Raw genomic sequence first — 25,225 nt, forward strand, 5'->3', positions numbered from 1 at the left:
TTGATGACCTGATCAACCCAGGACTGCATCCTGAGTATGAGCCAGCCCCTATTTTTTCCGATGACACATCATTTATAGATGTTGTTCAGCCAGATCAAGTCAAACAATCCTCTTTAGAGATCGACGATAGTCGTCAGCCTGTTGTTATGGTTGATAATTTGCACGTGAAGTACCAAGTGTTTTCTAGCGGTAAAGCTGTCGGCAACGCTGGTGCTCGCAGGCTCTTACAACCTAAGATGCGTGGAGTGAGAACCGTTCATGCGCTTCAAGGCATCTCGTTTGTCGCCTACGAAAACGAATCCATCGGAATCATTGGTTCAAACGGTTCCGGAAAGTCGACACTGTTACGTGCCATCACTGGGCTTACTCCGCCGGCCTCGGGTTCCGTCTACGCGCGCTCCCGCCCCAGTCTTTTGGGCGTCGGCGCTGCTTTGATCCCGGACCTATCTGGGGATAAGAACATTACCTTGGGCGGATTGGCTCTTGGCTACAACCGTGATCAGGTTGAAAAGATGAGAGAGGAAATCACAAAGTTTGCTGAATTGGAAGAATTCATTGATCTCCCGATGAGAACTTATTCTTCTGGCATGGCAGCACGTCTGAAATTCGCCATCGCTGCGTCAAAGCAGCATGACATTTTGATTGTCGATGAAGCCTTGGCCGTTGGTGATGCGAAGTTCCGTAAGCGAAGTGAAGCGAAGATTCGCGAAATCCGTGAGAACGCCGGCACTGTTTTTCTTGTTTCTCATTCTATGAATTCAATCAAGGAAACCTGTAACCGTTGTATTTGGATAGAAAAGGGCGTCCAGAAAATGGACGGCGATCCTGACACGGTCATTAAGGCCTATCAACAGCATAAAAAGTAAGTGACGAATGACTGAAAACCCTGGCGTATCCTACGTCATGCCTGTGTTGAATGAAGCTGATTATCTCGAAGAGGCCGTTCGTTCGATTTTGTCTCAAGACTATGATGGCGAAAAAGAGTTAGTTATAGCCTTAGGGCCGAGTGACGATGGTACGAATTCAGTTGCTGCCCGCTTGGCTGAGTCAGATCCGCGTATTGTCCTCGTGGACAATCCTAAAGGTCGTACTCCAATTGCTCTGAATCTAGCTGTCAAAAAGTCATCCCACCCCATTGTCATGCGGGTAGATGCTCATAGTGAGCTACCAGCAAACTACACTCGCCGTGGCGTGGAAACGCTATTCCGAGTTGGCGCCCATGACGTGGGCGGGCTCATGGATGCACGAGGACGTACGCCGAAACAACGTGCTATCGCTGCTGCATACCACTCAAAATTCGGTTTCGGCGGCCCGGCTTATCATTCGGGCGCTCCAGAAGGCGAAGCTGAGTCCGCTTATCTTGGGATTTTCCGACGCGAGGTCTTCGACGAAGTCGGTTTTTACGATGAAGACATGTGGCGCGCGCAAGATTGGGAGCTTTGCCTGCGAATTCGTCAGGCCGGCCACAAGGTATGGTTCGATCCAGAATTAAAGGTGGGCTATTACCCGCGTGATAATTTCAAGTCATTGGCGCGCCAGTCCTACGCTTCGGGAACGTGGCGGGGCGAGATTGCACGGCGATTCCCAGAAGGAAAATCGATCCGCCACGACATGCCTCCCGTTCTGCTTGTCGGGGTAGGAGCGGGATTAATCGCAATGGCCGTATCCCCTCTGATCAGGGGACACGTATCACGACCAGTGCAGTTCGTGGTCGACACAGCTCGTCTAGCACCCGTGGTGTATTCAGCCGCCACTCTTGCTGCAGGCCTCAAATCCAACGCGCAGGGTGTCAAAGAAAAGGTGCTAACCGCCGGCGCGTTCCAGGCGATTCACCTGCCCTGGGCAGCCGGTTACATTAAGGGTCGATTGTTCGGTGCCGCTGGCACAGTGGATAAAGGACGCGTTAAATGAGCGTAGAACGACCGAAAAATCCTACGCTGAATCAACTGCGCGAGGTATGCCAGCCCCCGGAAGTCAAAGCGCGGAAGAATGCTGAACACTGGACAGCTGAACTTTACCTGCGTCATATCTCGATTTATCTGACCGCAGTATTGGTTCGTACAAGGATCAGTGCCAACGGGGTTACGGGATTGATGATCTTGGCCGGTTGGTGCATGTCGTTGGCACTGCTTATCCCCGGCATTTGGGGGCCGGTCTTGGCCGTGGTGTTGTCCCAGGTGCAGTTGTATTTCGATTGCTCGGATGGGGAAGTGGCACGTTGGCGTGCGTCCCAATCTCCTCGTGGCATTTTCATTGATATGGTTGGGCACCACACGACTGAGGCTTTGATTCCGATTGCCCTCGGCTATCGAGTGTTCAAGGAGCTCTCAACTGATGGTGCGACTGCAGCGCAGGCTTGGCCGACACTATTCATGGGTGCCTGTTTGGCTGTGGTTCTAGTGCTGAATCGTTCGCAATCACTGATGGTACATGCTGCCCGCGGCATGGCTGGGCTGCCAAGGCTGCCGGACACTGCAGCTGCCCGCGCAGTGCCCACTACGACGATCATCGGTCGGTTGCGTTCCCTCGCGAAGTTCCTCCCGTTTCACAAGTTGTTGCATGCGGTCGAACTGAGTTTGATCATTTTGGCTTGCTCAATCATTTCTGCCGTTATCGGTTCACCTGGACTGGCGGAGAAGTGGCTGATCTGGATTCTCGTTCCAGCGTGCGTTCTAGTTAATGTTGGTCATTTTCTGTCGAACATGGTTTCTGCGCGGTTGAAGGCCTAAGGAACAACGCCATTGAATTTGATTCGAAAGGGTAGCGCATGAGTCAACAACTCGCACCGCAGATCGGCGTGGTCGTTCTAACGATGGGTAACCGTCCTGTGGAGCTTCGCCGAGCTTTGGACTCATTGCTGTCCCAACGCGGCGTAGAAATCGATGCAGTGGTTGTCGGCAACGGGTGGGACCCCACGGAGATTCCCGAAAGCATCAAAACACACTACTTGCCTGAGAACCTTGGGATCCCCGCGGGGCGAAATGCAGGAGTTTCCCTAGTATCGGGTAAGTATCTTTGTTTCCTGGATGATGATTCTTGGTTCCTTGACGATGATTTCCTGATTTCCGCAATAGAGCGCTTTAGGCATTACCCAAAGCTAGGTTTATTGCAGCCGCGAATCACGGATCCTGAACATAGCGATCTGGATCCCACTCGTTGGATCCCTCGCCTGAAGAAGCGAACTGCCGCCGAGCCAAGCAAGGTTTTCCATGTTGGGGAGACTTGCCTAGTTACTACTCGAGCGCTTTTCGATGCCACGGGTGGCTGGGCTGGCGGCTTCTGGTATGCACATGAAGGTATTGAACTTGCCTGGCGGATCTGGGATACCGGCACCTACGTCTGGTACGCAGGTGATATGCGAATCGGCCATCCCGTGGTTGATCCACGGCGTCACGATGAGTTCTATAGGTTGAATGCACGCAATCGTGTTTGGCTTGCTCGTCGTAATCTGCCAGTCCCATTTGCGTGGATCTATCCAACTTCATGGGCGCTGATCGAGTGTCTGCGATTACGGAAAAATCGATCTGCTGTAAGACAGTATCTAGCAGGCTGGAAAGCCGGCTGGAAGGGCAGCCCGTGGTACCGCGAACCGCGTGCCAAGCTTCGGTGGAGTACCTTGTTGCGCATGACGCTTTCTGGTCGTCCACCTATTATTTAGGCATATTCGAACCTTGTTCACGTGGAGACTGTTCTGAATTGTCTTAGCTAGTTATGCTGACGCCTGTCGTTGCATCTTGTAACGAGTTAACCGAATTGGACTAATATGGTTATTTGGTCGTTCAAGTCCAAAGTGAACAACCTGTAAAATGTTCATGAATGTAGCGAAGCGAATTGGCTAATCGTGATCTAACAACAAGTGCTGGATGGTGTGAGATTTGAGTTTCCGTGGATGGAGGGGCCAGCTTGGTCGTAAGCTACCCGATGCCTTCTGGGAGAAAGTTCTTGCATGGTCTACCAGAGACCAAAGTTCAGTAGATCTTGATATCGAACAAATCCGTTCGACCAATGTGGATGCTTCCCGCGCGATGGCGACCTCGTTAGGGGTCGCGTATCTGGATGACACGCTACGCGGGGTTTCGACGGTTGCGAAGTCGGGCTGGCAAAAGCTTTCCACAGCACTCCAGGGCGCCGGCTACAAGCTGACTAGAGTAAGTTTGGACGCAGCTAGCTATGGTGCATTAAGCGTATGGGCAGTTCACGGTCAGATGCCTGGGCAACGTACGCCAGTAGGACGCCATTCGGGTCTAGGGGCGATATGGGCGGTTTATTCCGATGGCAAGTCACCAATGCCAGATATCCAGGATTTCACTGAGCCGGTCGATGTTGTATACACGTGGGTTGATTCGGCAGATCCGGTTTGGCAAGAAGCATATCGGGAATTTAAGCAGTCAATCCCAGCCGGCGCATCTCATCCGAGTAGCCGCGATTTGGCACGATACACGTCTCGCGACGAATTGAAATACTCGTTGCGTTCCTTGGAAATGAATATGCCATGGATTCGCAATATCTATTTAGTGACGGCAGGGCAAGCTCCTGATTGGCTCAATACGGAGAATTCCAAGATCAAGCTGGTGAGCCACAGCGAGATATTTGATTCCCCGCTTGAATGCTTACCGACTTTCAACTCGCATGCGATTGAAACGCAAATTTCCAATATCGAGGGCCTGTCGGAGTATTTCATATATGTGAATGACGACATCTTTTTTGGGCGTCCGATGTCACCGAACGTGTTCTATACCGGCAGCGGCTCCGTCAAGTATTCGTTGGCCAAGGCGCATTATGCCGAAGCATCGAACCCGAGGCTTGCAGTAAACCTAGCAGCCCAGCTTAATGCCGATCTGATTCAGGATAAGTATGGGAAGACGACTGCCCTGAAGTTTCGCCATGTTGCGCACCCCCAGCGGAAGAGCGTCCACGAAATAATCCGTCGTTCGTTTACCGAAAAAGTTGATGCCACCGCAAAGCATAAATTTAGGCACGTAGACGATATTTCATTACCGTCCTCACTTGCACATTACGTGGCGGCAGCTGAAGGCATTGGCGTTCCTGTGGATATCGATTATTCCTACGTTGATCTCGGCGGCGAACATTTGCCAATGAATCTCTTTCGGCTGGTGCGCGGGCGTGGCAAACAGATGTTCTGCTTCAATGAAGTGTCGAGCGTCAGCGGAACCGAAAAACGCGGACGGATGGCAAAGAGCGTTCTCGACACGCTGTTCCCGTACAAGTCTTCTTTCGAGAAGTAGTCCGGAAGCACTCAGGTTTCATCAAGTTGTGCGTGACAGACTTGTGAAGCATTATTTATCGTTCAAGTAACAAAAGTGCCAGGTGCTGCGGTGCAGCGACGGGTGAGGTAGTCCTAGAGAATTAGTGCTACCGGTAATAACAGCAGGAGGCAACCAATGACCAAGACGGTACTGACTTATGGAACATTCGACCTTTTCCATATTGGTCATCTCAACATCTTGAAGCGTCTGAAAGACAAGGGCGACCGTTTGGTAGTTGGCGTATCCACGGACGAGTTCAATGCAATCAAGGGTAAGAAGCCCGTTGTACCGTTCGAACAGCGCCGTGAAATCGTGCAGGCCATCAAGTACGTTGATCTTGCGATCCCAGAAGAAAATTGGGAACAGAAGCGCCTGGATATCAAGAAGTATGATGCCAAGGTGTTTGGCATTGGTGAGGACTGGAAGGGAAAGTTCGACGACCTTGGTGATGAAGTCGAGGTTGTTTACCTTCCTCGTACCTCGGGAATCTCAACTACCGAGATGAAACGTGTCCTGAGCCAATTTGATGAACGCCACGTGGATTCCTTGAAGGACACGCTAGACACCCTGAGCCAGATCGTAAAAGAACTGAGCTAGTTAGTCCGTTTGCATTCCTGCTTTTCTAGATTTTTGAAAGTTCCCATGTCTAGCGACCATATTTCAGCCACCATTAAGTCCAGCGTCAAGAACGCGCTTCGGAAAGTGGGGCGCCGACCAGAGGCAAGACGACTATCAAGGGTTATGGGCTTGAGCGCCCGCCCTGGCGGTCTCAACGTTGGTGTTTCCGGTATTCCTGTACCTGGAATCGTTGCGGTGTACTTCGGTGATGGTGCGGATAAGATATACCAAGTAACTCAGTGGTTACCAGTGCTCGAAGAGCTTCATGCAAAGCAAGAAGTTCTGCTGGTCTTCCGTACCCTGAGCGCTTTCAAAGCTGCTGAGAAATTCACGGATCTTCCGAAGATCTACATCCGCCGTTTTTCAGATCTCATGGATTTGTATGACGACAACGAGTTGAAGTTGGTCATCTATACGAATAACTCGCGTACCAACTTCCAGTCCCTTGACCACCCTCGTTTGGTGCATGTCCACGTGAATCACGGCGAAAGCGACAAGCTGTCGATGGTTTCAAACAAGGCAAAGGCCTACGACAAAGTCTTTGTTGCGGGTCCAGCAGCTATCAAACGCCACGAGGCCATGCTGATCGACTTTGACCACAACAAGCTTGAGGTCACCGGTCGTCCGCAACTGGACATTGATTTTAAGCCTGAACTGGATCCCAGTGACAAGCTGGATGTCATGTACGCGCCAACGTGGGAAGGCGAAAACGAGGATAACAACTACACCTCGTTGGATAAGTACGGTGTTTCCATCGTCGAAGCATTGCTGGCGAATCCCAATTGGCGGGTTATCTACAAGCCCCATCCGCGGATCCAGACAAGCAAGAATCATGGTGTTGCACAAGCGCACTCGCGTATCATGGAACTCATCGCGATCGCCAATGAATCGGGGGCCGATCATGTCATTTCCGAACAGGGCAATATTTTGGCGATGTTCGAATCCACCGATGCACTGATAACAGACGTTTCAAGTGTCGGGCTGGACTATTTGTACCTGCATCCTGCCAACCCACTGGTGATTTCAGATCGTCGTACGAATCGTGAAATTCTGCATAGGGACGCCCCGATTGCTAAGGCTTGTCACGTTATTGATCGTGACTCCGTGCTCAACGTGCGTGAAGTTCTTAATGATGCGCTGGTCCACGACCGGCATAAAGAACAGCGCCTAGAAATGCGCAAGTTCTACTTTGGTGAATTAAGCCGAGGCGATTCAACCAAGCGCTTCCAGCAAGTAATCGAGAGGCTCATCGACGAACGCCAGAGCAAACTGCAAAACTTCCGTGGTTGGCACAGTTAATCACTGTTGCCATTGGTACGACCCCAAATCACAATACCTGTGGATTTGGGGTCGTCTTTATTGCAGATGTGTTTTCACACTAACAACACTCGGTCCTTAATTAGGCAATTCTGACATGCTGTGAGAGAGAATCGGATGATAGATAGGCTCCGTATTATTGGCGCCTATTGGTTAGACCCCCTTCTGAAGGACCCCGGTGGATATTTTTCGTACGCGTGTAGCTCTCGGCGTAGGCCGTCGAATCGAACGACTAGGTAGATACCGTATCGCGGCTATCTACTACGGTCAGGCACTTAACACAGGCCTCACTAAGTCTGCTGAAGTGCAATTCCGCTACGGATTCAGCTTGTACAAGTGCAAGCAGTACCAGGCTGCCATGAATGAGCTTGAATCTGCCATTGCTCGTCAGCCGCATCGTTACGGGTGGATCCAAACGCTCGCATTGAACATGCAGCGAATGAAAAAGTACGAGCGCTCGCTAGAACTTTTTGCAGCTGCTTGCGAAGGCGACCCAAGCAAAATCACTTGGCGGATTCGTTGGGCACGTTGCGCTCGTTTGGCCCGAAAATCAGATCTCGCCTCTGCCATCCTGGACGGTTTGGTGGCAGATTTCCCGAGCGATCCAGCAGCTTCGGCAGCTATCGCTAAGTTCCTGCTGGAGACCGGGCAACGCTGGCGTGAATTGGATGTTCGGCTGCAATATGAAAGCCAGCATGTCGACGACGCAAATTGGATGTTCCTGACCGGCCAGGCAGCCTCCTTCATGTCCCGTTTTGAGTTGGCTGAAGAGTACTTCCGAAAGGCGTTGGACCTCGATGACCAGCAACCCAAGTACTGGTACGGGCTTGGTCGTTGTTTAGAAGAATTGGGGCAATCCACGGAAGCCCAGAACGCTTACTCTAACGCTGTGTTGCGTTCAACCGAACAGACCGTACTGAACGTTGGCGTAGGCAAAATTCATGAAAATGAAGAAGACTGGAATCGTGCACTAGACGCCTACGAGCTGGAACTGCAAAATACTTCCAGCACTACGAATTTATATCTGCTGAATTACCGTGCCGGCGAAACGGCGGCGAGACTCTTCGAATTCCGTCAAGCCAACGAATACTTCCAACGAGCCGAGAACTTCGCGGACACAGTTGAAGAGCGTGTATTGGCTGGTTATGCCCGCGGTCGACTACTCGCTCGCGCGGGAGAACACGCAGAATCGGTAGCCTGTTTCTCTGAATTTGTTGACCTATTGCCAGAGCAGAAAAGAATTGAACCAGCCGTTGCGTTGTTCCGTTATGCCCACGGACTGATGCAACTTGGCCAATTTGAGGAAGCCAGTAACCGATTCAGCGAGGCGGCTGAAGCCTGGGGGTACCTTGGCAGCAGCTTCAAAGGATCCAAGTCCGCTGGCGCCCGTGCCAATTACCATCGCCAGCGAGGTGCGATCGCAGCTGCTGGAGGCGATTGGGAAACTGCCGCTTCTGCATATGCGTCAGCTTTGTGGCATTCGTCCTCTACTGAACGTCAGTGGCAAGCGAAAGCTGGGCAGGCCTTCGCCCATCTAGGAAGGTTCGAATCAGCGTGTGAATACTATGCCGGCATGTTGCTTTTCACTGAGATATCGGTGGCCGGACTGGGCAACGCCCTGAAGGGCGTGGGTCGTCGGCGCGGGGCTCTGTCCATTCATGCGCGAGAAGTAGAGCCGCTAGACGAGAATCTAGTCCTATTCGAGTCGTCACATGGCAAGAATGTCCATTGCCATCCTCTGGCAATCTTCCGTCAGATGCGTAAGGATCCACGTTTTGACAACTTCCGTTTCGCGTGGGTCTATAACGATTATTCAGAGGTCCCGGCCCAGCTGAGTGAAGAACCGGATGTTGCGATCATAAAGCAGCATTCCGACAAATACATTCGTTTGCTGGGAACCGCCAAGTACCTGGTGAATAACGCGACCTTCCCAACCTATTTTGCCCGTCGCGAGGGTCAACGAGTATTAAACACATGGCACGGTACGCCCTTGAAGTTCATGGGTAAGCTCGTCAAAGACGGTGTTGCCGAGCACCGAAACGTTCAGCGCAACTTCCTTCAAACAACTCACATGATGGTCCCCAATGCGCACACGCTGAAAACCCTAAGTACTGACCATGACCTTGATGGCCTGTTCCCGGCGAAGGTTGCCCTGACCGGCAGCCCTCGAATAGACCAGATGATCAATATGAGCGAAGCACGTCGGATCGAAATCCTAGAAATTCTTGGTATTGATCCAAACAACGACAAGAAAATCGTGTTGTTTGCGCCGACTTGGCGAGGCCAGCTCAAAGATCGGTCTTATGATGTCAATGGCCTAGTCGAGGACCTGGCTGCAATGTCGCAAGGCGAGCATCACATGCTGTTCCGTGCACACCGTTTCGCTGAACAACTAATTGGTGATGCAGCCCTGGATGCAACCGTCGTGCCTGCATCCATCGACACTAACGAGCTTTTGGCAGTTGTCGATGTGTTAATCACCGACTACTCTTCAATCTTCTACGACTTCTTGCCAACTAAGAAGCCAATCATTTTCTACACGCCGGACTTCGACGCTTATGAGGCTGAACGTGGTCTGTACTTCGAACGCTCTACATGGCCTGGCAACGTCTTGGACTCAATCGAAGAAGTATGCTTGGAGCTTCATCGCCAACTTAGCGATGGGGATCTCGGTGTACACGAGAACCTCGAGAAGAACGTGGCTGAGTTCGCGTCGATGGAAGATGGGAACGCCACTCAGCGAGTCATCGATTTCTTTTTCCTGGATGACGAAAGCTGCCTGCTTGAGGCACCGCAAGACGAGCGGATCAAGCTGCTGTTCTACCAAGGTCCTTTTAAGCCCAATGGCATCGCCACAGCATTCACCAATTTGATCGGCTCGCTGGATCCAGAGAAGTACTTGGTGTCTGTTGCTGTTGACATGGGCGCCGTTGGAAGCAATACGGATTCATTGGAGATTCTTAACGGGCTTCCTGAACATGTCAAGATTCTTCCACGCGCCGGCGCAACGATCATGTCCGCCGAAGAACGTTGGGTTTCCGATGGTTATCACGCACATCGTGGTTTCGACTCGCCTTTAGCTGAACAGATCCACCTGAACACGATGGAACGCGAAATGCAGCGTTCCTTCGGTGATGCGCGCTTTGACGTTGCTATCGATTTCGAAGGATACTCGCGATTTTGGGCTATGTTATTTGCCGCGTCTCATACCCATGCGAAGCGCAACTACATTTACCTGCACAACGACATGGTAGGGGAGTGGAAACTGCGCTTCGGCACGATGCCGGGACTATTCGCCACCTACCGTCACTATGACCGGTTGGTTTCTGTAACTGAAAGTGTTGGTCAGCAGAACGAGCAGCAACTGAGCGAGCTATTTGGGCTTGATCCTGGCAAGTTCACCGTGTCGGAGAACTTGCTGGATCTGCGCAAGCCTTTGGAATGGTCTGAGGCATCGGATCCGGTGCATCGTTTCGAGGGCGATGGGCTAACCGTTTTTGCCAACATGGCGCGGTTGTCTCCTGAAAAGGGACAAATGAAGTTGCTTGAAGCGTTCGCGAAGATTAACGCGGATCATCCAGGAACTCGGTTGTTGATGATTGGTGATGGCCCGCTTCGCAGTGACCTGGAAACGGAGATCAAGGTACGCGGACTGACCGGGCGCGTGGTCATAACCGGTTTGTTGGCCAACCCCTTCCCAACACTGAAAACCGCTGACTGTTTTGTCTTCTCTTCTGACTATGAAGGTCAGGGACTGGCAATGATAGAAGCGATGATGCTTGGCCTACCTGCAATCTCAACCGATGTTGTTGGATCGCATAGCGTGCTCATCGGCGGTTTCGGGCAACTTGTCGAAAATTCGGCCGAAGGATTGGTCAAGGGCATGCAGGCCTTTTTGGACGGCTACCAAGCCGAGAAGGTTTTTGACGCGCAGTTGTACCAGGACAACGCGCTTGCACAATTTGAGGAGCTGCTTAGCTTGGTGAATTCCTAGTCGTCAAAGACTGCCAAACTGGAAAGAGGTGTGTTGAAGAATCATTGACTCTTCAACACACCTCTTCGTTGGATTCGAACACCTAGGCTGCGCGCCGGCCCGGGAAGTGCGAAACCTCCGCGTGGCCGTTGACCAAGTTCAGAGATTCATCAATAAAGCGCTGCATGCTGGCGCCCTTGGCAACGTCACCGAAATAGTACTCGACAACTTCTTTGAACCCAGCATTTTCTTCCAATAGTGCTGAACGAATCAACGCAGGACTATCAGCGGACTGTGCAGCTGCTAGGGACGGCACCTTGCTCAGAGCTGGGGAATCAGAGATAGTCGCCTCCTCAGAAACCGGAGTGGTAACGAACATCGGTTTACCGGTTGCAAGGAAATCGTAGGCAACTGCAGAAATATCCGTAATGCAAATATCAGATTGTGCCCACTGCCAGCCCCAATGGGTGGTGTCGTCAAACAGGAGTCGACCAGTTGCTGTCGAATTTGCTGAATTGAGCTTATCTCGAACTCGTTCCACAGCTTGTCCATATTGCGCAGAATTGATGCCAGAACGCGGATGTGGGCGGAAGATTATGTTGAATCCGCCGTCTTTGATCAGCGCGTCAATGAGCCCTTCCCCGTGCGATAAGAGGGAACCGTAATTCATAGAAGGCCGATCGCCTTCCCACGTTGGAGCGTAAAGTACGGTGGGCAATGAGTGGTTGATCGAGTACGGCGCCAAATAATCTACGTCGATCTGCGGTCGACCGATCAATCGGGTGCGATGCTCTGAATCGAAGTTGTGCAGATGAATGCCTAAGCGATCACGCGCAGCCTGTCCAGCGGAAAAAACGTAGTCGTAGGCTTTGAGTTGGTTTGACCACATGTAGGCCTTTTCGCTCTCACCATGACTGATGAAGACGTGATCCGGTGCGTTGAAGCGCATCATCTGGAAATTGCGAATATTCTGGTTGACGTAAAACACAACACGCAAAGCTTGGGAATTAACGAGTTTTTCAACGTCTTCGATTGTCGGTGCGTAATGGACTGGAAGGGCGCATTCCTCACGCAACGCCAAAGCCGACTCAGGAAGGCGTGCAATGATGACCACTGGTACGTATTTGGCCAATTGCTTCATGGGTTCGTACCACTGGCGGATTTGATAAGCGTTAACCATGGGATCCGCAAAGTAGAGGGCAACTTGGTAACGGTCGTCGCCGCTAGGCGCATAAAAGAGCTCGGTGGCATGACGGTTGATGAACTTGCGGTGCTGACGTGCAACAAGGCGTCGACCGGCGTACGTCGCCGCATTGTTCAAGGTCTTGAGTACCTTCATGGAAGTTCCTTTGCCACTGATTTTTGGATCTAAGAACAAGCATATGGCGTGGACTCCGTAGGAGGCTGTCGACATGCTTAACGAAGCCTTTGAACCTAGGAAACTTTTAGTTAATGATCAAAATATGTTCAGGTAGGGTACGCATCTACGACCGTAAAGCTTGCCGTCATAGTGGGCCGTGTTGCCAATGCGGGCCAAGATAGAAGTTGAGATAAGATGTGATGAGTGCAACTTCCAAATCGCGGCCCAGAACTGGTTTGAGTTTGGGAACTTGGCCTACAGCAAGCTAAGATGAAATGTCGGACTATGTTTCTATAGGAGTCATCATTAGCGAAAAGCGTTCTGATCGATCGCCACACGGCGAACTCGATCGCAACTCGCCTCTGGTTTTTTCAACCAGGGAGCTCGGCCGTTCGCCTGGCTCGATGAAAACTCTCAAAGAGCAGGTTCCGGCGCCCACGGATGTGGGAAATGCACTCATCGGTGTTCGTGGAGGATCTGAGCTTGACTTAGATCTTCGCTTTGAAGCCGTGCATGAGGGAATTCTGGTATCGGGTACCGCTACAGCGCAGATTGCTGGGGAATGTGGACGATGCCTGGAGCCCATCGAGTACGACTTCGAGGCTGATATTCAAGAGCTCTTCTACTATGAAGAGAGCGAAGAATTCGAAGACGATGATGATGTGGATCAGTATTGGGTGGTCGGTGACTTGATTGACATCGATCCGGTACTACGGAGCGCAGTGGTTACCGCCCTGCCGTTCCAGCCGGTTTGCCGGGAAGATTGCTTGGGGCTCTGCAGTGAATGCGGAATCAGCCTCAACGATGACCCCCAGCATGATCATGAGATCCTGGATCCACGTTGGGCAGCGCTAGCGCAGCTGTCCGACATTGTCGCAGAGGATGCGGCAATCGATAAAACGTCAGACAAGAGAGAAGAGAAGTAGTCGTGGCTGTTCCAAAGCGGAAGATGTCCCGTGCGAATACTCGTGCCCGCCGTTCTCAGTGGAAGGCTACCGCACCGAACCTGGTGAAGACCGTTGAAAACGGTCGCGTAACCTACAGCCTGCCTCACCAGGCTAAGGTTGTCACCGACTCGGCTGGTACCGAATTGTTCCTTGAGTACAAGGGTCGCAAGGTCGCAGACGTCTAAGACATGTCTTCTAAAGAAGAACTTATGAAGCGTCTCGGAATCAACATTGATTCCGAGACGTTTCGTCTTGCATTTACCCACCGCTCATATTCATATGAGAACGGTGGCATTCCAACTAATGAACGTCTTGAATTCCTGGGTGATTCAATTCTTGGCTTCTGCGTTGCAGAATACCTTTACGCAACTTTCCCGCTTCTGCCGGAAGGCGATCTCGCGAAAAGGCGCGCGGCTATCGTCAGCACCCGCGCCTTGGCAATGATTGCCCGTGATCTGGAAGTGGGGGAGCATTTGCTCCTTGGGCGTGGTGAAGCGCAGTCCAACGGTTCAAACAAGTCATCCATTCTGGCAGACACCATGGAAGCCATCCTTGGAGCAACATACCTGGTTGAAGGCATGGAAGCGGCACGCTCATTTGTGCTTCGTTTCGTCACTCCGCTGCTGGAGGATCCTCGACTGCTGGGCGCAACCACTGACTGGAAAACTGTAATCCAGGAGGAAGTAGCCTCCCAAAAGCTAGGCGAGATGCACTACCAGGTCACCGGTTCCGGTCCCGACCATGCACGTACCTACCTCGCTGAACTCCTCATCGGTGACAAGGTATATGGCGAGGGGCATGGGCCGTCCAAGAAAGAAGCCGAGCAGGAAGCGGCACACAAGACTTGGCTCATGCTGCATCCTGGTGAGCAGCTACCCAAGGGATAGCTTTTAGCGCATGCCAGAATTGCCAGAAGTTGAAGTCGTCCGTGAAGGCCTGGACAAGTGGGTTCGCACTCGAACGGTGCGTGCCGTTCAGGTGCTGGATCCTCGTTCTGTCCGCCGCCATACCGACGGTGTTGAAGATTTCGAACAGACCCTGAGCGGCTGTTCAATTGCTTCTGTAGTTCGCAGGGGCAAGTTCCTCTGGATGGACTTGGACGGCTTGCCTGCCCCGGTGGCCTTGGTAGCGCACCTGGGGATGAGCGGGCAACTCCTTGTTGAAGAACCTGACGCTCCCGATGAGAAGCATCTAAAAGTACGCCTGTCACTGAGCAATAGATCCGGCTTCCCAAGCGAACTGCGCTTCGTTGACCAGCGAATCTTCGGCGGAATGTTCCTGTCGCCTGTCATGGCAACAACAGATGGGTTGCCTGCGGGCGCAGGGTCGCTACAGGCATCGATCCCATTAGCGGCGGCACACATCGCCAGGGATGTCATGGATCCTCACCGCAATCCCGATGACCTGTACGTCGCGCTTCGCAAGAAGAATACAGAATTGAAGCGGGCCATTCTGGACCAGAGGATCATTTCAGGCGTCGGCAACATCTATGCGGATGAGGCACTGTGGCAAGCAGGCCTGTCCGGATTGCGCAGTACCGCAACAATTAGGCGTCCTGAGGTTCAACGCCTTAACGATGCCCTGGTTGACGTGATGACGCGCGCCCTTGCAGCTGGCGGTACCAGCTTTGATTCCCTCTATGTAAATGTGAACGGTGCCAGCGGTTATTTCGCCAGATCATTAAACGCCTATGGGCGTGAAGGCAAGGTCTGTTTGCGGTGCGAGGAGAACGGACGAGAATCGTTGATTCGGCGCGATCCGTTTATGGGCCGTTCCTCATACAGCTGTCCCGTGTGCCAGCCACGTCCACGTCGCACACGACGCTAGCTGGCACATCGAGAACTTGTCGCAGGCTATGCAATGCGAGAATTGAGCACCTGTTCATTGAAAGGTGCCCAAGCGTCAACGGCCCACTGTCCAAAGTTCTTATCAGTAAGCGTCACACAGGCCAGACGATGCTCGGGATCCACCCAGAGGAATGTGCCGGACTGCCCAAAATGTCCGAAAGTCGACGGCGGATGGTTTGCTCCTGTCCAGTGTGGCGATTTGGACGAACGGATTTCAAACCCGAGGCCCCAATCGTTAGGGTTCTGACGCCCATAGCCAGGCAGAATTCCAGCAAGGTTCTCAAAATGAACACGCGTTGCGTCACGCAATGTTTCTTGCGCCACGATAGTTGGGTTCAACAGCTCAGCTGCGAATTTTGCCAAGTCCGCGGCCGTGGAACGCCCATCCTTCGCGCAGCTGCCGGCAATCTCAGTGCTAGCCATGGCCAGGGGAGCGAAGACAGCCTCTTGTGCGTACTGGGACATGCTGATTCCAGTCTGTTGCTCCAAATGCTCTGCGAGCTTCTCGAATCCGAAATTCGAGTAGCCGCGTTTGGTCTCTACGGCAAAGCGGATCGCTTCGGAATCGAAGTCATAGCCGGCTGTATGCGCCAGGAGGTGGTGCACCGTGGAACCCTCTGGCCCTGCAGGATCTTCGAGGGTGATGGCTTCTTCTTCCAGCGCTACCAAGAACGTATAGGCACTGAGCAATTTCGTCACTGAGGCCAAGGGATAAACGCGTGCAGTATCACCGTGCTGGTCAATGATTGCCCCGTTGCCGTTGACTACCACGGAAACCGCATTGTCACTTGGCCACTGGTCAATCTGCGTCAGAATGCTCATAGAATGATCTATCCCTCGATTTTCGTCCTTGGATTTTGCGAGCACAACCAGAAAATCCCTACTGCGCTTCGCTAGAATTGCCACAAGGATTGGGTTTGGATGCCCAACCCAACTTTAGCCATTCGACCCAAACTTAGGAACTTCACGCCGTGCATCTTAAGACTCTCACCGTTCGCGGATTCAAGTCTTTTGCGTCGGCGACCACCTTTGAATTCGAACCCGGCGTCACTGCTGTTGTCGGGCCTAACGGCTCGGGCAAATCCAATGTGGTGGATGCGCTGTCTTGGGTCATGGGGGAGCAAGGTGCCAAAACACTTCGCGGCGGCAAGATGGAAGACGTGATCTTTGCCGGCACGTCGGGTCGCCCACCGCTTGGACGTGCCCACGTTTCCTTGACCATTGATAACGCAGATGGCCAGCTGCCCATCGACTATGCAGAAGTCACTATCTCCCGCACCTTATTCCGTACCGGCGGATCCGAATACGCAATTAATGGAAGCTCGTGCCGTCTCCTGGACATTCAAGAGCTGCTCTCGGACTCTGGCCTGGGCCGGGAAATGCATGTGATTGTCGGGCAGGGACAGCTGGATCGCATTCTGCACGCGACAGCCGAAGACCGTCGTGGCTTCATTGAAGAAGCAGCTGGCGTGCTCAAGCACCGTCGGCGCAAGGAGAAAACTCTGCGCAAGCTGCAGGCAATGCAGGGAAACCTGGATCGCCTTGAAGATTTGAGCGCTGAGGTGCGGCGCCAATTGGCCCCGTTGGGACGGCAGGCGAAAATTGCTCGCCGCGCGCAGACGGTTCAGCTCGACGTTCGGGATGCAAAGTCCCGCCTGCTTGCTGATGATTTGGTCACGCTGAATAACAAGCTGGCACAAGATATTGATGACGAATCGAAGATCCAAGCCCAGCAAGAAGAGGCTGCTGCACGCCTGGAACGCATCAAGAAGCACATCGAAGAACTCGCTTCCCAGATGGAAACCATCACCCCGCGTCTTGGGCAGATTCAGGAAACATGGGTTGCGCTGAGTACCCAAGCAGAAAGGTACCGTTCGCTTGCCGCGTTGGCTCGTGAACGAGCGAAATTGCTGGAGAGCAACGAAACTCATTTCGATTCCAGCCGAGATCCTGAGCGGTTGGAAGCCCAAGCTGAGCGAATGAGCTCAGAACTTGAGGAACTGGAAGAAGCTCTTGAAGACCGCCATGAGATCCTGGCTGAAGCCGTCGAAGCCAAGGAGCAGGCCGAGGAAGCTTCGCGGGCTGAACAACAGCGAATGGCTGCCATGCTTCGTGCCGCAGCGGATCGCCGCGAGGGGATGTCCCGGCTAGCCTCCCAGGTGGCTTCCGCACGGAGCCGTGTCGACGTAACTCGGGCTGAGATATCTCGCCTCCAGGAAAGTGTCCGTTCCTTCGACTCGGATCTTGAATTGGATTCGCGCTCTCACGCCGAAGTCGCCACCGATCTTGAAAAACAGCTAGCTGGAGAAGCGCAGCTGAATCTGGATTTCGAGAGTGCGGATCAAGAACATTCAGCTTTGTCGGAAGCACACAACGCCGATAGCCAGCGGGAACGTGAACTATCTGTGCGTGTTTCCGGACTGCGCGCACGCCTTGATGCCCTGAAGCTGAACTCAAAACCAGATGATCAGTCCGCTCAGCTTCTTCGTTCAGCTGCTGGCAAGGTCCTGGGGCGTTTGGGCGAGCTGATTACGGTCAACCCCGGATACGAACAGGCCATCGCCGCGATATTGCGTGAGAACGCCGAAGCCTTGGTAGCCAAGAACCTTGGCAACGCGCTGGAGCTCATCGAAGACCTGCAACAGCAAGAGGCCAGCCAGGTTTTCCTGCACGCAGAGCTGTCTTCACGGGTTGCTACTGCGGATGGCGTGGCTAACGCCGTCAGTGCTCGTGAAGTTGTCGCTGCCGATAGCGCTTTGGACAGTTTGCTTGATCAGCTTTTTGCTGGTCACTACATCATTGAGGAGATAAGCCAAGCGCCGGCAGTATTGGCGCAGCACCCGTCGGCTTTGCTCACCACCTTGGACGGCATAACTGTTTCCGCGTTGCGCAGCTCTGTGGGAGATTCAGCGGGCGCTTCCCTGATCGCTCAACAGGCATTGGTAGAACAAACGGAAACCGAACTATCCCAGTGCCAAGAAGAACTTTCATCAGTTGAACGAAGACTGGCCCAACGAGGTCCAGAGCTCTCTGTCGCCCAGCAACAGCGAGAGGACGCCCTGTCCGTTTTAACGGAATCAGACGCAACAATTGATGAACTGTCGTCGTATCTGGCACGTCTCGGGCAGAAGCTGCGCAGCGCGCATTCGGATAAAGCCGCGTTGGAAGAAAAGCTTGAGGCAACGCTTGAGAAGTTGGAAATTGAGCAGGAATCTCTGGAGGAGATTACCGAGCGCATGGAACTTGCTTCGACTGATCAAGACGAAGAAACCGTGGATGACGCGGCCCGGGCAGCACTGGCCGATGCCGCGGCCGCCGCACGCCAGCAGGAATTGGAGGCGCGTTTGGCCTTGCGCAGCAGCGAAGAGCGCGTTTCTGCGTTGCGCTCACGCATCGAGGGGTTGCGCCGCACTGCGGCCGCCGAGCGAAATCACCGTGAAGTCGCCACCCGACGCGCTGAACAGCGCAAGGCCCAGGCCGCCAATGCGAACCGCATTGAGCAAGCAGCTGAACGCGTCCTGCGTTTCATTGAAGTATCGGTATCCATGGCTGGCCAAGAACGCGAAGAACTCGACGGCAAGAAAACTGAACTCGAAACCATGCTGGGTAGCCAGCGCAGGGAAGCGGAACAGCTCTCCGCAGAGCTCGCCCGGCTTGCAGATGCCGTGCATCGCGACGAGATGGCCCGTGCAGAACTGCGGATGCGTATTGAGAACCTTGAGACCAAGGCACTGGAAGAACTGGGATTCACCCCCGATCATCTGATTGCCAACTATGGTCCAGACCAGCTGATTCCGGAAGCTGTAGATGAAGATGACAGGTGGGGTGCGCTGCGGCAGAGCGTTGACGAAGACGGGAACCCTGTCGGCACCCGAGCTTATGATCGCGTGGAGCAGGAAAAGCGGCTGAAGAAAGCGGAACGCGACCTGGCGGCCTTGGGCAAGGTCAATCCGTTGGCACTTGAAGAATTCGCCGCCTTGGAAGAGCGCCATAAATTCCTGTCCGGCCAGCTAGAGGATTTGAAGAAGTCCCGTGGGGATTTGCAGCAGATCATTGCTGACGTTGATTCCCACGTTGAACGAGTGTTCACCGAGGCCTACAATGACACAGCCGTGCAGTTCAAGCGGATCTTCGATCGCCTGTTCCCGGGCGGCGAGGGCCAGCTCGTGCTCACTGATCCGGAGAATATGCTCACCACGGGAATTGAGGTGGAAGCGCGTCCAGCCGGCAAGAAGATCAAACGGCTCTCGCTGCTCTCCGGTGGCGAGCGTTCGCTGACTGCCGTCGCCTTGCTGGTCGCCATCTTCAAGGCCAGGCCATCGCCGTTCTATGTAATGGACGAGGTCGAGGCTGCCTTGGACGATATGAACTTGGGTCGCCTGATCACGATCTTTGAGGAGCTGCGCGAGTCCTCCCAACTGATCGTGATTACCCACCAGAAAAAGACCATGGAAGTGGCTGATGCGCTGTACGGCGTCACCATGCGCGGAGACGGAGTTTCCACGGTGATCAGCCAGAAGATGGATCGTGTTGTGACTTCGTAGCTCGTGCGGCAGGGCGGGGATGCGCCAGGCAAACGGATCAAAATGGATGACGGTGTTGCGAAGTACGAATTTTCGGGATTGCTGGATTATGCAACGGCTAACGGATATTTGAGCATAGATACTCGCCAAGCGAGGCAGCCCGTCGGCTCACGGAACCGCCCGGCTGGCTTCAATTCACTCGGAGACATCTTACAGAAGCTAAAAAAGCTCGTAGTTGCCATTTGCGGCAACTACGAGCTTCTTTACTGTGCGAAGGCTAATTCGCCATGTTTACGAGCACGTATTGAGCTTTCCGTCATTCCGGTAAGCAACTGTTGAATCCAGAGCCAGCGGTCCGCCAATGAGGACGTTGGTCCAGCCTTCCATGCTGGTCAGTGCCGAGCCGATGGATTTAGGCAGGCAGGTCTTCTTGGCCAGCAGCATTGGTGCCCCGTTATAGCCTGCCGCAACAGCACCGCTGAGACCGTCAGGGAAGTTCTTGCCGTTGGCAATGAACTGGCGCTGTGAACCATTCGGCCAGAAGGCCTTGGCGATGACAGCACTGGTGTCATATCGCGTTGCTCCGCCATAGCGGGCGATGCGGGCATTCGGAACCGCCTTGCGGATCTGGTTTTCCGCAGTCTTGGAAACCGCCAGTGGTCCACCAGCCAAATACACGGTGGAAGGATTCAAGCGCTTCAGCTGCTTCAAGATCGCGCTCGGCACATATTTCTTGCTGCTCAACAGCAACGGAGCCTCGCGGTTCGCCGCGACTGCCGCCATGGACAGGGCATCAGGGAACGAACGTCCCGAGGCAACAAACACGTTTTTCGCAGAGGACCAATTCGTAGCGATCTTGGCGCTGGTTCCGTAACGGGTGCTTCCCGCTTCACGCGATACCGGTGCGTACTTCTTCAATTGAGTGAACGTCTTGCTGCTGACTGCGGTCGGGCCACCTGCAATAATGATGCGCGAAGGATTCAGGCGTTTGATTTCCGCAGCTACCTCGCTGGGCAGGTACGCCTGCTTGGTCAACAGCAAAGGAGCGTTGTGGCGGTTGGCCAGCGAGGTGACCGACAGCGCATCGGCGAAGTGCTCGCCGGAAGCGACAACAACGGTCTTCGCTCCATAGGGGAAGGTGCGCTTGGAGATCGCAACAGGAGTTCCGTAGCGGTTGGCACCAGACATGCGCGACGGGCCCAAACGGGTTGGCCACACATCCATGTTGCCGAAGTAGCTGGTGGTCAACTTGTAGGCGGTACTGCGGCGGTTCTTCGCGAAGTCGCGCAATGAAGTCAGGTCGCCATTCCACACGTTGGCATCCACGTTATTGGTCGAGCCCAGCATGTTGGAATTGGAAGAATACTGCCAGACGTTGAACGTGGTCCAGCCTTCGGGAAGCTCTCGGGGGTTCTTCGCGACGTCAGCGGTCGGGAAAATGGACACATGCAGCGGCCAGGACTTGAACGCTTCGGAATCACCCGTGCACTCATCCCACCAAGACTGGGCAGTGTAGATCATCGGCAGGCGGCCGGTCTTGGCCTTGACGGTGTTGCCGAAGTCCTTGATCCACGCGACCATTGCCGATGGGGACATTCCGTAGCACTTATCGCCCTTGCCCTGAGGGTAAGCGGTCTTGCTATACGGGTTCCACTCGATATCCAGCAGTGGAGGCATCGTGTACCCGTCGTTGGTCCAACCGCCGCCGTTGGCCATGAATTCCTTGGCCTGTGCAGCGCCGGACGAATGGGCCGGCATTGCGAAATGGTACGCACCACGGATCAGGCCGGCATTGCGCGAGTTGGTGTAGTTCTGGCTGAACTTCGGGTCCTTGTACAAGGAAGAAGGCCATGACTGGGTGGCCTTGATGTAGGCGAAGCGTGCTCCGTTGGCCTTGGCGGTGGACCAGTTCACGGTGCCTTGATGGCGGGAAACATCGATTCCGAGGGTGCCCGGCGGACGCCAAGTGCGCAGCTCATCCAGGGAAGCGGGCGCACCGACCTCGAAGGGAATGGAAGCGGCAGCATCATCCGAGGCCAGCTGCGCGAGATCCGCCAGCTCGGCCACGGTGGGGACGGTGGCGTCTCCGGTTTCCGCGATTCGCTTGGCACCTTGCCCCAGTTGGGCATCGAGGTGCTCCATCTCCAGTTCGTCCAGCGCCTTGTCGGCCAGTTTCACACGCTCTTTGTTGGAAAGATCTTCACCCTTGGACAGTGCGGTGGAGATTTCCTCAGCAGCTGGCGTGGCCGCCACTGCAGATGTGCTCTGCGTTGGCGCCGTGGACTCAGCAACCTTGTCGCCGGTCCCGGTCAGCTCCGGCGCTTTAGATGGCGCAGAAGACGGTTCCGGCGCGTCTGTCGCGGTAGCCGTGGCAGCGGGAGACTGGCTTGCTTGAGCGGAGGGTTCTTCCGCTGGCGCAGCGAAACCCGGACCAGCAGAAAGCGGGATGGAAAGTGCGGCTACGACCGCAATGGATAGGGCTTTGGATCGTCGTGTCCGGAGTGCCGGCATGGATTCCCCTGAAAAATTGAGTGCAAGTGACATGGCAAAAGCCTTTGCCAGTATATCTACCCGATGTTTTCCGGCAAGATTCCGGGAATTAATATCAGGGTGAAAAACAGTGGAAACGAAGTTGCCTATTCAGCCAATTTCACCGGCTTTATGGTTTTCGGAACCAGAAGCCACGCAATCACCCCGACCAAGCCAACCACTGCCGAAATATTGAATGCCAATTGGAAACTGATCATATCCGCCATGGCACCGGCCAGCAGTGGACCGATAATTGAGCCGAGATCGGTGCACATCTGGAAACCGGCCAGGGCCTTTCCGCCGTTGCGTCCGGAACCAATCACGTCAGCCACGGATGCCTGCTGCGCTGGGCCAAGCAGCCCACCGCCAAGACCAGCCAGCACTGAGAAGACGATGAAGCCAACCAGGGATGTCGAGTAGCCCATGGCGCCAATGGACAAGAGCAGGATGCTCATCCCGAGGACAATAGGAATCTTGCGGCCAATGCTATCGGTCAGGCGGCCGGAGTACATCAGCGCGCAACCATTGCCGATGGCAAACACCGTCATGGAAATCCCGGCGGCGGTGGCGCCCATGCCTTGTCCGAAGACGGCCAAGGCGAAGAGGGGGATCATGCTGTTGCGCACGCCGAACGCCAGCCAGCCGTAGCTGAACCCGGAGAACAATGCCGCACGGTAGGCGGGGGAGCCCAGCGCCTCGCGCGTGGTCACGACCTCGATATCCGTTTTCCGCGAGCGCGGGTTGGCGGCATCCGCATCCAGTTCACGGCGGCGGCCCAACGCCATGTAGACCACACCCGCGGCAATCACCAGGGCGGTTCCGTAGATCAGGAAGGGAACCCGCATGCCCAGCGGGGCGAGGAGGGTCCCGAGAACCGGGCCAAAGACGTTGCCCAGGAGGAACGAGCCGGCGTACAAACCCGAGATGCGGCCACGGGACTTCTCCGGAGCCAGACGTGCAATCAACGCCATGGCCGAAATGGTGAACATGGTCGAACCGAACCCGCCCAGGCCGCGGGCAATCAACAGCTGCGTGTAGTCCTGCACCACCGCGCAAAGCAATGTGGATACTGCGACCAGCAGCACGCCGGTGACGTAGATCCTTGGCTCGCCCAGCTTGCCTACCAGCACTCCGGCTATCGGCGCGAAAATCAAGCGGGTGAAGGCAAAGATGCTGACGATGATTGTGGCGGCCGCATTGCCGACATCAAAGCTCACCGCATACTGGGGCAGGATCGGGGCGATGAGCCCGAAACCCAGGGCGATGATGAAGGCCGCTACCAGCAGCACGCCAATCTCCTGGGGGATCGGCGGCCTGGTGGTACGGGTGGTTTTCAATGCCATGTCTATTGGAGAGATGGTTCTGCCGGCAATGGGCAGCAACCGTCAGCCTTTCTGGAACGACGTGTAGGGCAAATCAGCCCACCTGCCAGTCTAGCCCCGGATGCCAAATACGCTTTCGCTGGTGCTGAGTGCCACATGATCCCTAAATCGTTGGAGATATGAGACGATTTAAAGCGTGTCTGATTCGCTTATATTAACCATCATCATTGTCGCGGTTGTTGCCGTGGTGGCCATTGGCGTCATTGCCTTCGTCACCAAGGGCCGCAAGCCCAAGACTCCGTATACGTCAGAGCGCGATGCAGACGACTTGCCAACCGGCCAGAGCGCTGAGGGTGATACTGATGCCGCAGCGGACACTGCCGGAGCAAGCGATGCGCCCGTCGCAGTCCAGGAACCTGCCGCACCGGCTGCGCCACAGCTCGATGTTCCTGAACCAGTGCAGGGCCGTCTGGCCCGCCTGCGTGCGCGACTGACCAAGTCCAATAACATGTTCTCCAAGGGCCTGCTGGCCCTGCTCAGCCAAGACTCGATTGACGAGGATGTCTGGGAAGAGATTGAAGAGAACCTGCTGATGGCAGACCTGGGTACCGAACCTGCCCTTGAGCTTGTCGACGCGCTGCGCGAACGAGTGAAGATTGAAGGCAGCAAGGACCCGGCCCGCGTCAAGGCCATGCTCCGCGAGGAACTGCTCAAGCTGGTCGACCCGAGTCTGGACCGCAGCTACCTGCCTGAACCGCACCCGGACCGCCCGAGCATCATCATGGTTGTCGGTGTCAACGGCGTCGGCAAGACCACCACCATCGGCAAGATGGCCCGAGTTCTCGTCGCTGAAGACAAGGATGTCCTGCTGGGCGCCGCAGACACCTTCCGTGCTGCAGCTGCAGAGCAGCTTGCCACCTGGGGCGACCGTGTGGGCGTGCCGACCGTTCGCTCGGAGATTGACGGTGCCGACCCGGCATCGGTTGCCTTTGAAGCTGTTTCCGCCGGCATTGACCAGGAAGTCGACATTGTCATGATCGACACCGCCGGCCGCTTGCAGAACAAGGTCGGCCTGATGGACGAGCTGGGCAAGATCAAGCGCGTGGTCGAGAAGAAGGCCACCATTGACGAAGTCCTGCTGGTCCTCGACGCGACCACCGGCCAGAACGGCCTGCAGCAGGCCAAGGTCTTCTCCGAGGTCGTCAACGTTTCGGGCATCGTGCTGACCAAACTCGATGGCACCGCAAAGGGCGGCATCGTCGTGGCTATCCAGCGCCAGCTCGGCGTTCCGGTGAAGCTCGTCGGCTTGGGCGAAGGCCCGGACGATCTTGCTCCATTCAACCCGGAAGATTTCGTGGACGCACTGCTCGAAGGCTAATCGCCTAATCGAATATTCCATAACTTCCAGGTCTCCCCGCTACTTGAAATAGCGGGGAGACCTTTGATTAAAAGGACTTCCGGTGGTGGTCTGATCTACCGTCGGTACTACGTGCGACCCACTGGGCATTGAGGCCTCTGTGCG

18 protein-coding genes are annotated in these 25,225 nt (G+C 54.6%); 14 read left to right on the forward strand and 4 right to left on the reverse strand.

Going from position 1 to position 25,225, the window contains the following annotated elements:
• Window positions 1-8: 8 nt before the first annotated feature.
• From ATK23_RS04240 to ATK23_RS04275, 8 genes are all read left to right on the forward strand, one after another.
• Window positions 9-866, forward strand: coding sequence for an ABC transporter ATP-binding protein (locus tag ATK23_RS04240; protein WP_083515462.1), 858 nt, complete (start codon window positions 9-11; stop codon window positions 864-866).
• 7 nt (window positions 867-873) lie between these two features.
• Window positions 874-1,911, forward strand: coding sequence for a glycosyltransferase family 2 protein (locus ATK23_RS04245; protein ID WP_066137917.1), 1,038 nt, complete (start codon window positions 874-876; stop codon window positions 1,909-1,911).
• On the forward strand, window positions 1,908-2,729 hold the full coding sequence (locus ATK23_RS04250; protein WP_066137920.1) for a CDP-alcohol phosphatidyltransferase family protein: 822 nt from the start codon (window positions 1,908-1,910) through the stop codon (window positions 2,727-2,729). The genes ATK23_RS04245 and ATK23_RS04250 overlap by 4 nt, the downstream gene beginning before the upstream one ends.
• A gap of 38 nt (window positions 2,730-2,767) precedes the next feature.
• Entirely contained in the window at window positions 2,768-3,658 is an 891-nt protein-coding gene (locus tag ATK23_RS04255; protein ID WP_083515407.1) for a glycosyltransferase family 2 protein, read from the forward strand.
• A gap of 217 nt (window positions 3,659-3,875) precedes the next feature.
• On the forward strand, window positions 3,876-5,246 hold the full coding sequence (locus ATK23_RS04260; RefSeq protein ID WP_157066306.1) for a stealth family protein: 1,371 nt from the start codon (window positions 3,876-3,878) through the stop codon (window positions 5,244-5,246).
• Window positions 5,247-5,402: 156 nt separating this feature from the next.
• Window positions 5,403-5,864: an FAD synthase family protein gene (locus tag ATK23_RS04265; RefSeq protein WP_066137925.1), complete on the forward strand. Its 462-nt coding sequence runs from the start codon at window positions 5,403-5,405 to the stop codon at window positions 5,862-5,864.
• Between the two features lie 144 nt (window positions 5,865-6,008).
• Entirely contained in the window at window positions 6,009-7,184 is a 1,176-nt protein-coding gene (locus tag ATK23_RS04270; protein ID WP_407645320.1) for a CDP-glycerol glycerophosphotransferase family protein, read from the forward strand.
• Window positions 7,185-7,560: 376 nt separating this feature from the next.
• The gene (locus tag ATK23_RS04275; protein ID WP_157066307.1) at window positions 7,561-11,196 is read left to right on the forward strand and encodes a CDP-glycerol glycerophosphotransferase family protein; all 3,636 of its coding nucleotides are present in this window, start codon (window positions 7,561-7,563) and stop codon (window positions 11,194-11,196) included.
• 82 nt (window positions 11,197-11,278) lie between these two features.
• Here ATK23_RS04275 and ATK23_RS04280 read toward each other — a convergent pair whose 3' ends face one another.
• Window positions 11,279-12,514, reverse strand: a complete 1,236-nt coding sequence (locus ATK23_RS04280) for a CDP-glycerol glycerophosphotransferase family protein (RefSeq protein WP_052253775.1) — start codon at window positions 12,512-12,514, stop codon at window positions 11,279-11,281.
• 383 nt (window positions 12,515-12,897) lie between these two features.
• Here ATK23_RS04280 and ATK23_RS04285 point away from each other — a divergent pair, with 383 nt between their 5' ends.
• From ATK23_RS04285 to mutM, 4 genes are read left to right on the forward strand one after another with little or no spacing between them, the layout of a single operon-like run.
• Entirely contained in the window at window positions 12,898-13,461 is a 564-nt protein-coding gene (locus ATK23_RS04285; protein ID WP_066138948.1) for a YceD family protein, read from the forward strand.
• A gap of 2 nt (window positions 13,462-13,463) precedes the next feature.
• A complete protein-coding gene (gene rpmF, locus ATK23_RS04290; RefSeq protein WP_013348816.1) occupies window positions 13,464-13,667 on the forward strand; it encodes a 50S ribosomal protein L32 in 204 nt (67 codons plus the stop codon).
• A 3-nt stretch (window positions 13,668-13,670) separates the two neighbouring features.
• Window positions 13,671-14,369 carry a ribonuclease III gene (gene rnc / locus ATK23_RS04295; protein WP_083515411.1) on the forward strand — a complete coding sequence of 233 codons (699 nt, stop codon included), beginning with the start codon at window positions 13,671-13,673 and terminating at the stop codon, window positions 14,367-14,369.
• A gap of 10 nt (window positions 14,370-14,379) precedes the next feature.
• The gene (gene mutM / locus ATK23_RS04300) at window positions 14,380-15,309 is read left to right on the forward strand and encodes a bifunctional DNA-formamidopyrimidine glycosylase/DNA-(apurinic or apyrimidinic site) lyase (protein WP_066137935.1); all 930 of its coding nucleotides are present in this window, start codon (window positions 14,380-14,382) and stop codon (window positions 15,307-15,309) included.
• A 26-nt stretch (window positions 15,310-15,335) separates the two neighbouring features.
• Here mutM and ATK23_RS04305 read toward each other — a convergent pair whose 3' ends face one another.
• Window positions 15,336-16,151, reverse strand: coding sequence for a serine hydrolase domain-containing protein (locus tag ATK23_RS04305; RefSeq protein WP_066137939.1), 816 nt, complete (start codon window positions 16,149-16,151; stop codon window positions 15,336-15,338).
• Between the two features lie 149 nt (window positions 16,152-16,300).
• Here ATK23_RS04305 and smc point away from each other — a divergent pair, with 149 nt between their 5' ends.
• Window positions 16,301-19,873: a chromosome segregation protein SMC gene (gene smc / locus ATK23_RS04310; RefSeq protein ID WP_066137943.1), complete on the forward strand. Its 3,573-nt coding sequence runs from the start codon at window positions 16,301-16,303 to the stop codon at window positions 19,871-19,873.
• A 270-nt stretch (window positions 19,874-20,143) separates the two neighbouring features.
• Here smc and ATK23_RS04315 read toward each other — a convergent pair whose 3' ends face one another.
• Both ATK23_RS04315 and ATK23_RS04320 read right to left on the reverse strand, forming a co-directional pair.
• Window positions 20,144-22,105 carry a cell wall-binding repeat-containing protein gene (locus tag ATK23_RS04315; protein WP_066137945.1) on the reverse strand — a complete coding sequence of 654 codons (1,962 nt, stop codon included), beginning with the start codon at window positions 22,103-22,105 and terminating at the stop codon, window positions 20,144-20,146.
• A 383-nt stretch (window positions 22,106-22,488) separates the two neighbouring features.
• Window positions 22,489-23,724 carry an MFS transporter gene (locus ATK23_RS04320; RefSeq protein ID WP_066137950.1) on the reverse strand — a complete coding sequence of 412 codons (1,236 nt, stop codon included), beginning with the start codon at window positions 23,722-23,724 and terminating at the stop codon, window positions 22,489-22,491.
• Between the two features lie 175 nt (window positions 23,725-23,899).
• Here ATK23_RS04320 and ftsY point away from each other — a divergent pair, with 175 nt between their 5' ends.
• Window positions 23,900-25,081 carry a signal recognition particle-docking protein FtsY gene (gene ftsY, locus ATK23_RS04325; RefSeq protein ID WP_066137952.1) on the forward strand — a complete coding sequence of 394 codons (1,182 nt, stop codon included), beginning with the start codon at window positions 23,900-23,902 and terminating at the stop codon, window positions 25,079-25,081.
• Window positions 25,082-25,225 lie beyond the last annotated feature (144 nt).

It is taken from the genome of Glutamicibacter nicotianae, from assembly GCF_002797775.1.
Classification (GTDB): Bacteria; Actinomycetota; Actinomycetes; order Actinomycetales; family Micrococcaceae; genus Glutamicibacter; species Glutamicibacter nicotianae.

Excerpts from the sequence above, each read along its gene's own strand:
- ATK23_RS04245 (WP_066137917.1), top strand. The coding sequence starts at position 874 with ATGACTGAAAACCCTGGCGTATCCTACGTCATGCCTGTGTTGAATGAA.
- ATK23_RS04250 (WP_066137920.1), top strand. The coding sequence starts at position 1,908 with ATGAGCGTAGAACGACCGAAAAATCCTACGCTGAATCAACTGCGCGAG.
- ATK23_RS04255 (WP_083515407.1), top strand. The coding sequence starts at position 2,768 with ATGAGTCAACAACTCGCACCGCAGATCGGCGTGGTCGTTCTAACGATG.
- ATK23_RS04265 (WP_066137925.1), top strand. The coding sequence starts at position 5,403 with ATGACCAAGACGGTACTGACTTATGGAACATTCGACCTTTTCCATATT.
- ATK23_RS04270 (WP_407645320.1), top strand. The coding sequence starts at position 6,009 with ATGGGCTTGAGCGCCCGCCCTGGCGGTCTCAACGTTGGTGTTTCCGGT.
- ATK23_RS04275 (WP_157066307.1), top strand. The coding sequence starts at position 7,561 with ATGAATGAGCTTGAATCTGCCATTGCTCGTCAGCCGCATCGTTACGGG.
- ATK23_RS04280 (WP_052253775.1), bottom strand. The coding sequence starts at position 12,514 with ATGAAGGTACTCAAGACCTTGAACAATGCGGCGACGTACGCCGGTCGA.
- rnc (WP_083515411.1), top strand. The coding sequence starts at position 13,671 with ATGTCTTCTAAAGAAGAACTTATGAAGCGTCTCGGAATCAACATTGAT.
- mutM (WP_066137935.1), top strand. The coding sequence starts at position 14,380 with ATGCCAGAATTGCCAGAAGTTGAAGTCGTCCGTGAAGGCCTGGACAAG.
- ATK23_RS04305 (WP_066137939.1), bottom strand. The coding sequence starts at position 16,151 with ATGAGCATTCTGACGCAGATTGACCAGTGGCCAAGTGACAATGCGGTT.
- ATK23_RS04320 (WP_066137950.1), bottom strand. The coding sequence starts at position 23,724 with ATGGCATTGAAAACCACCCGTACCACCAGGCCGCCGATCCCCCAGGAG.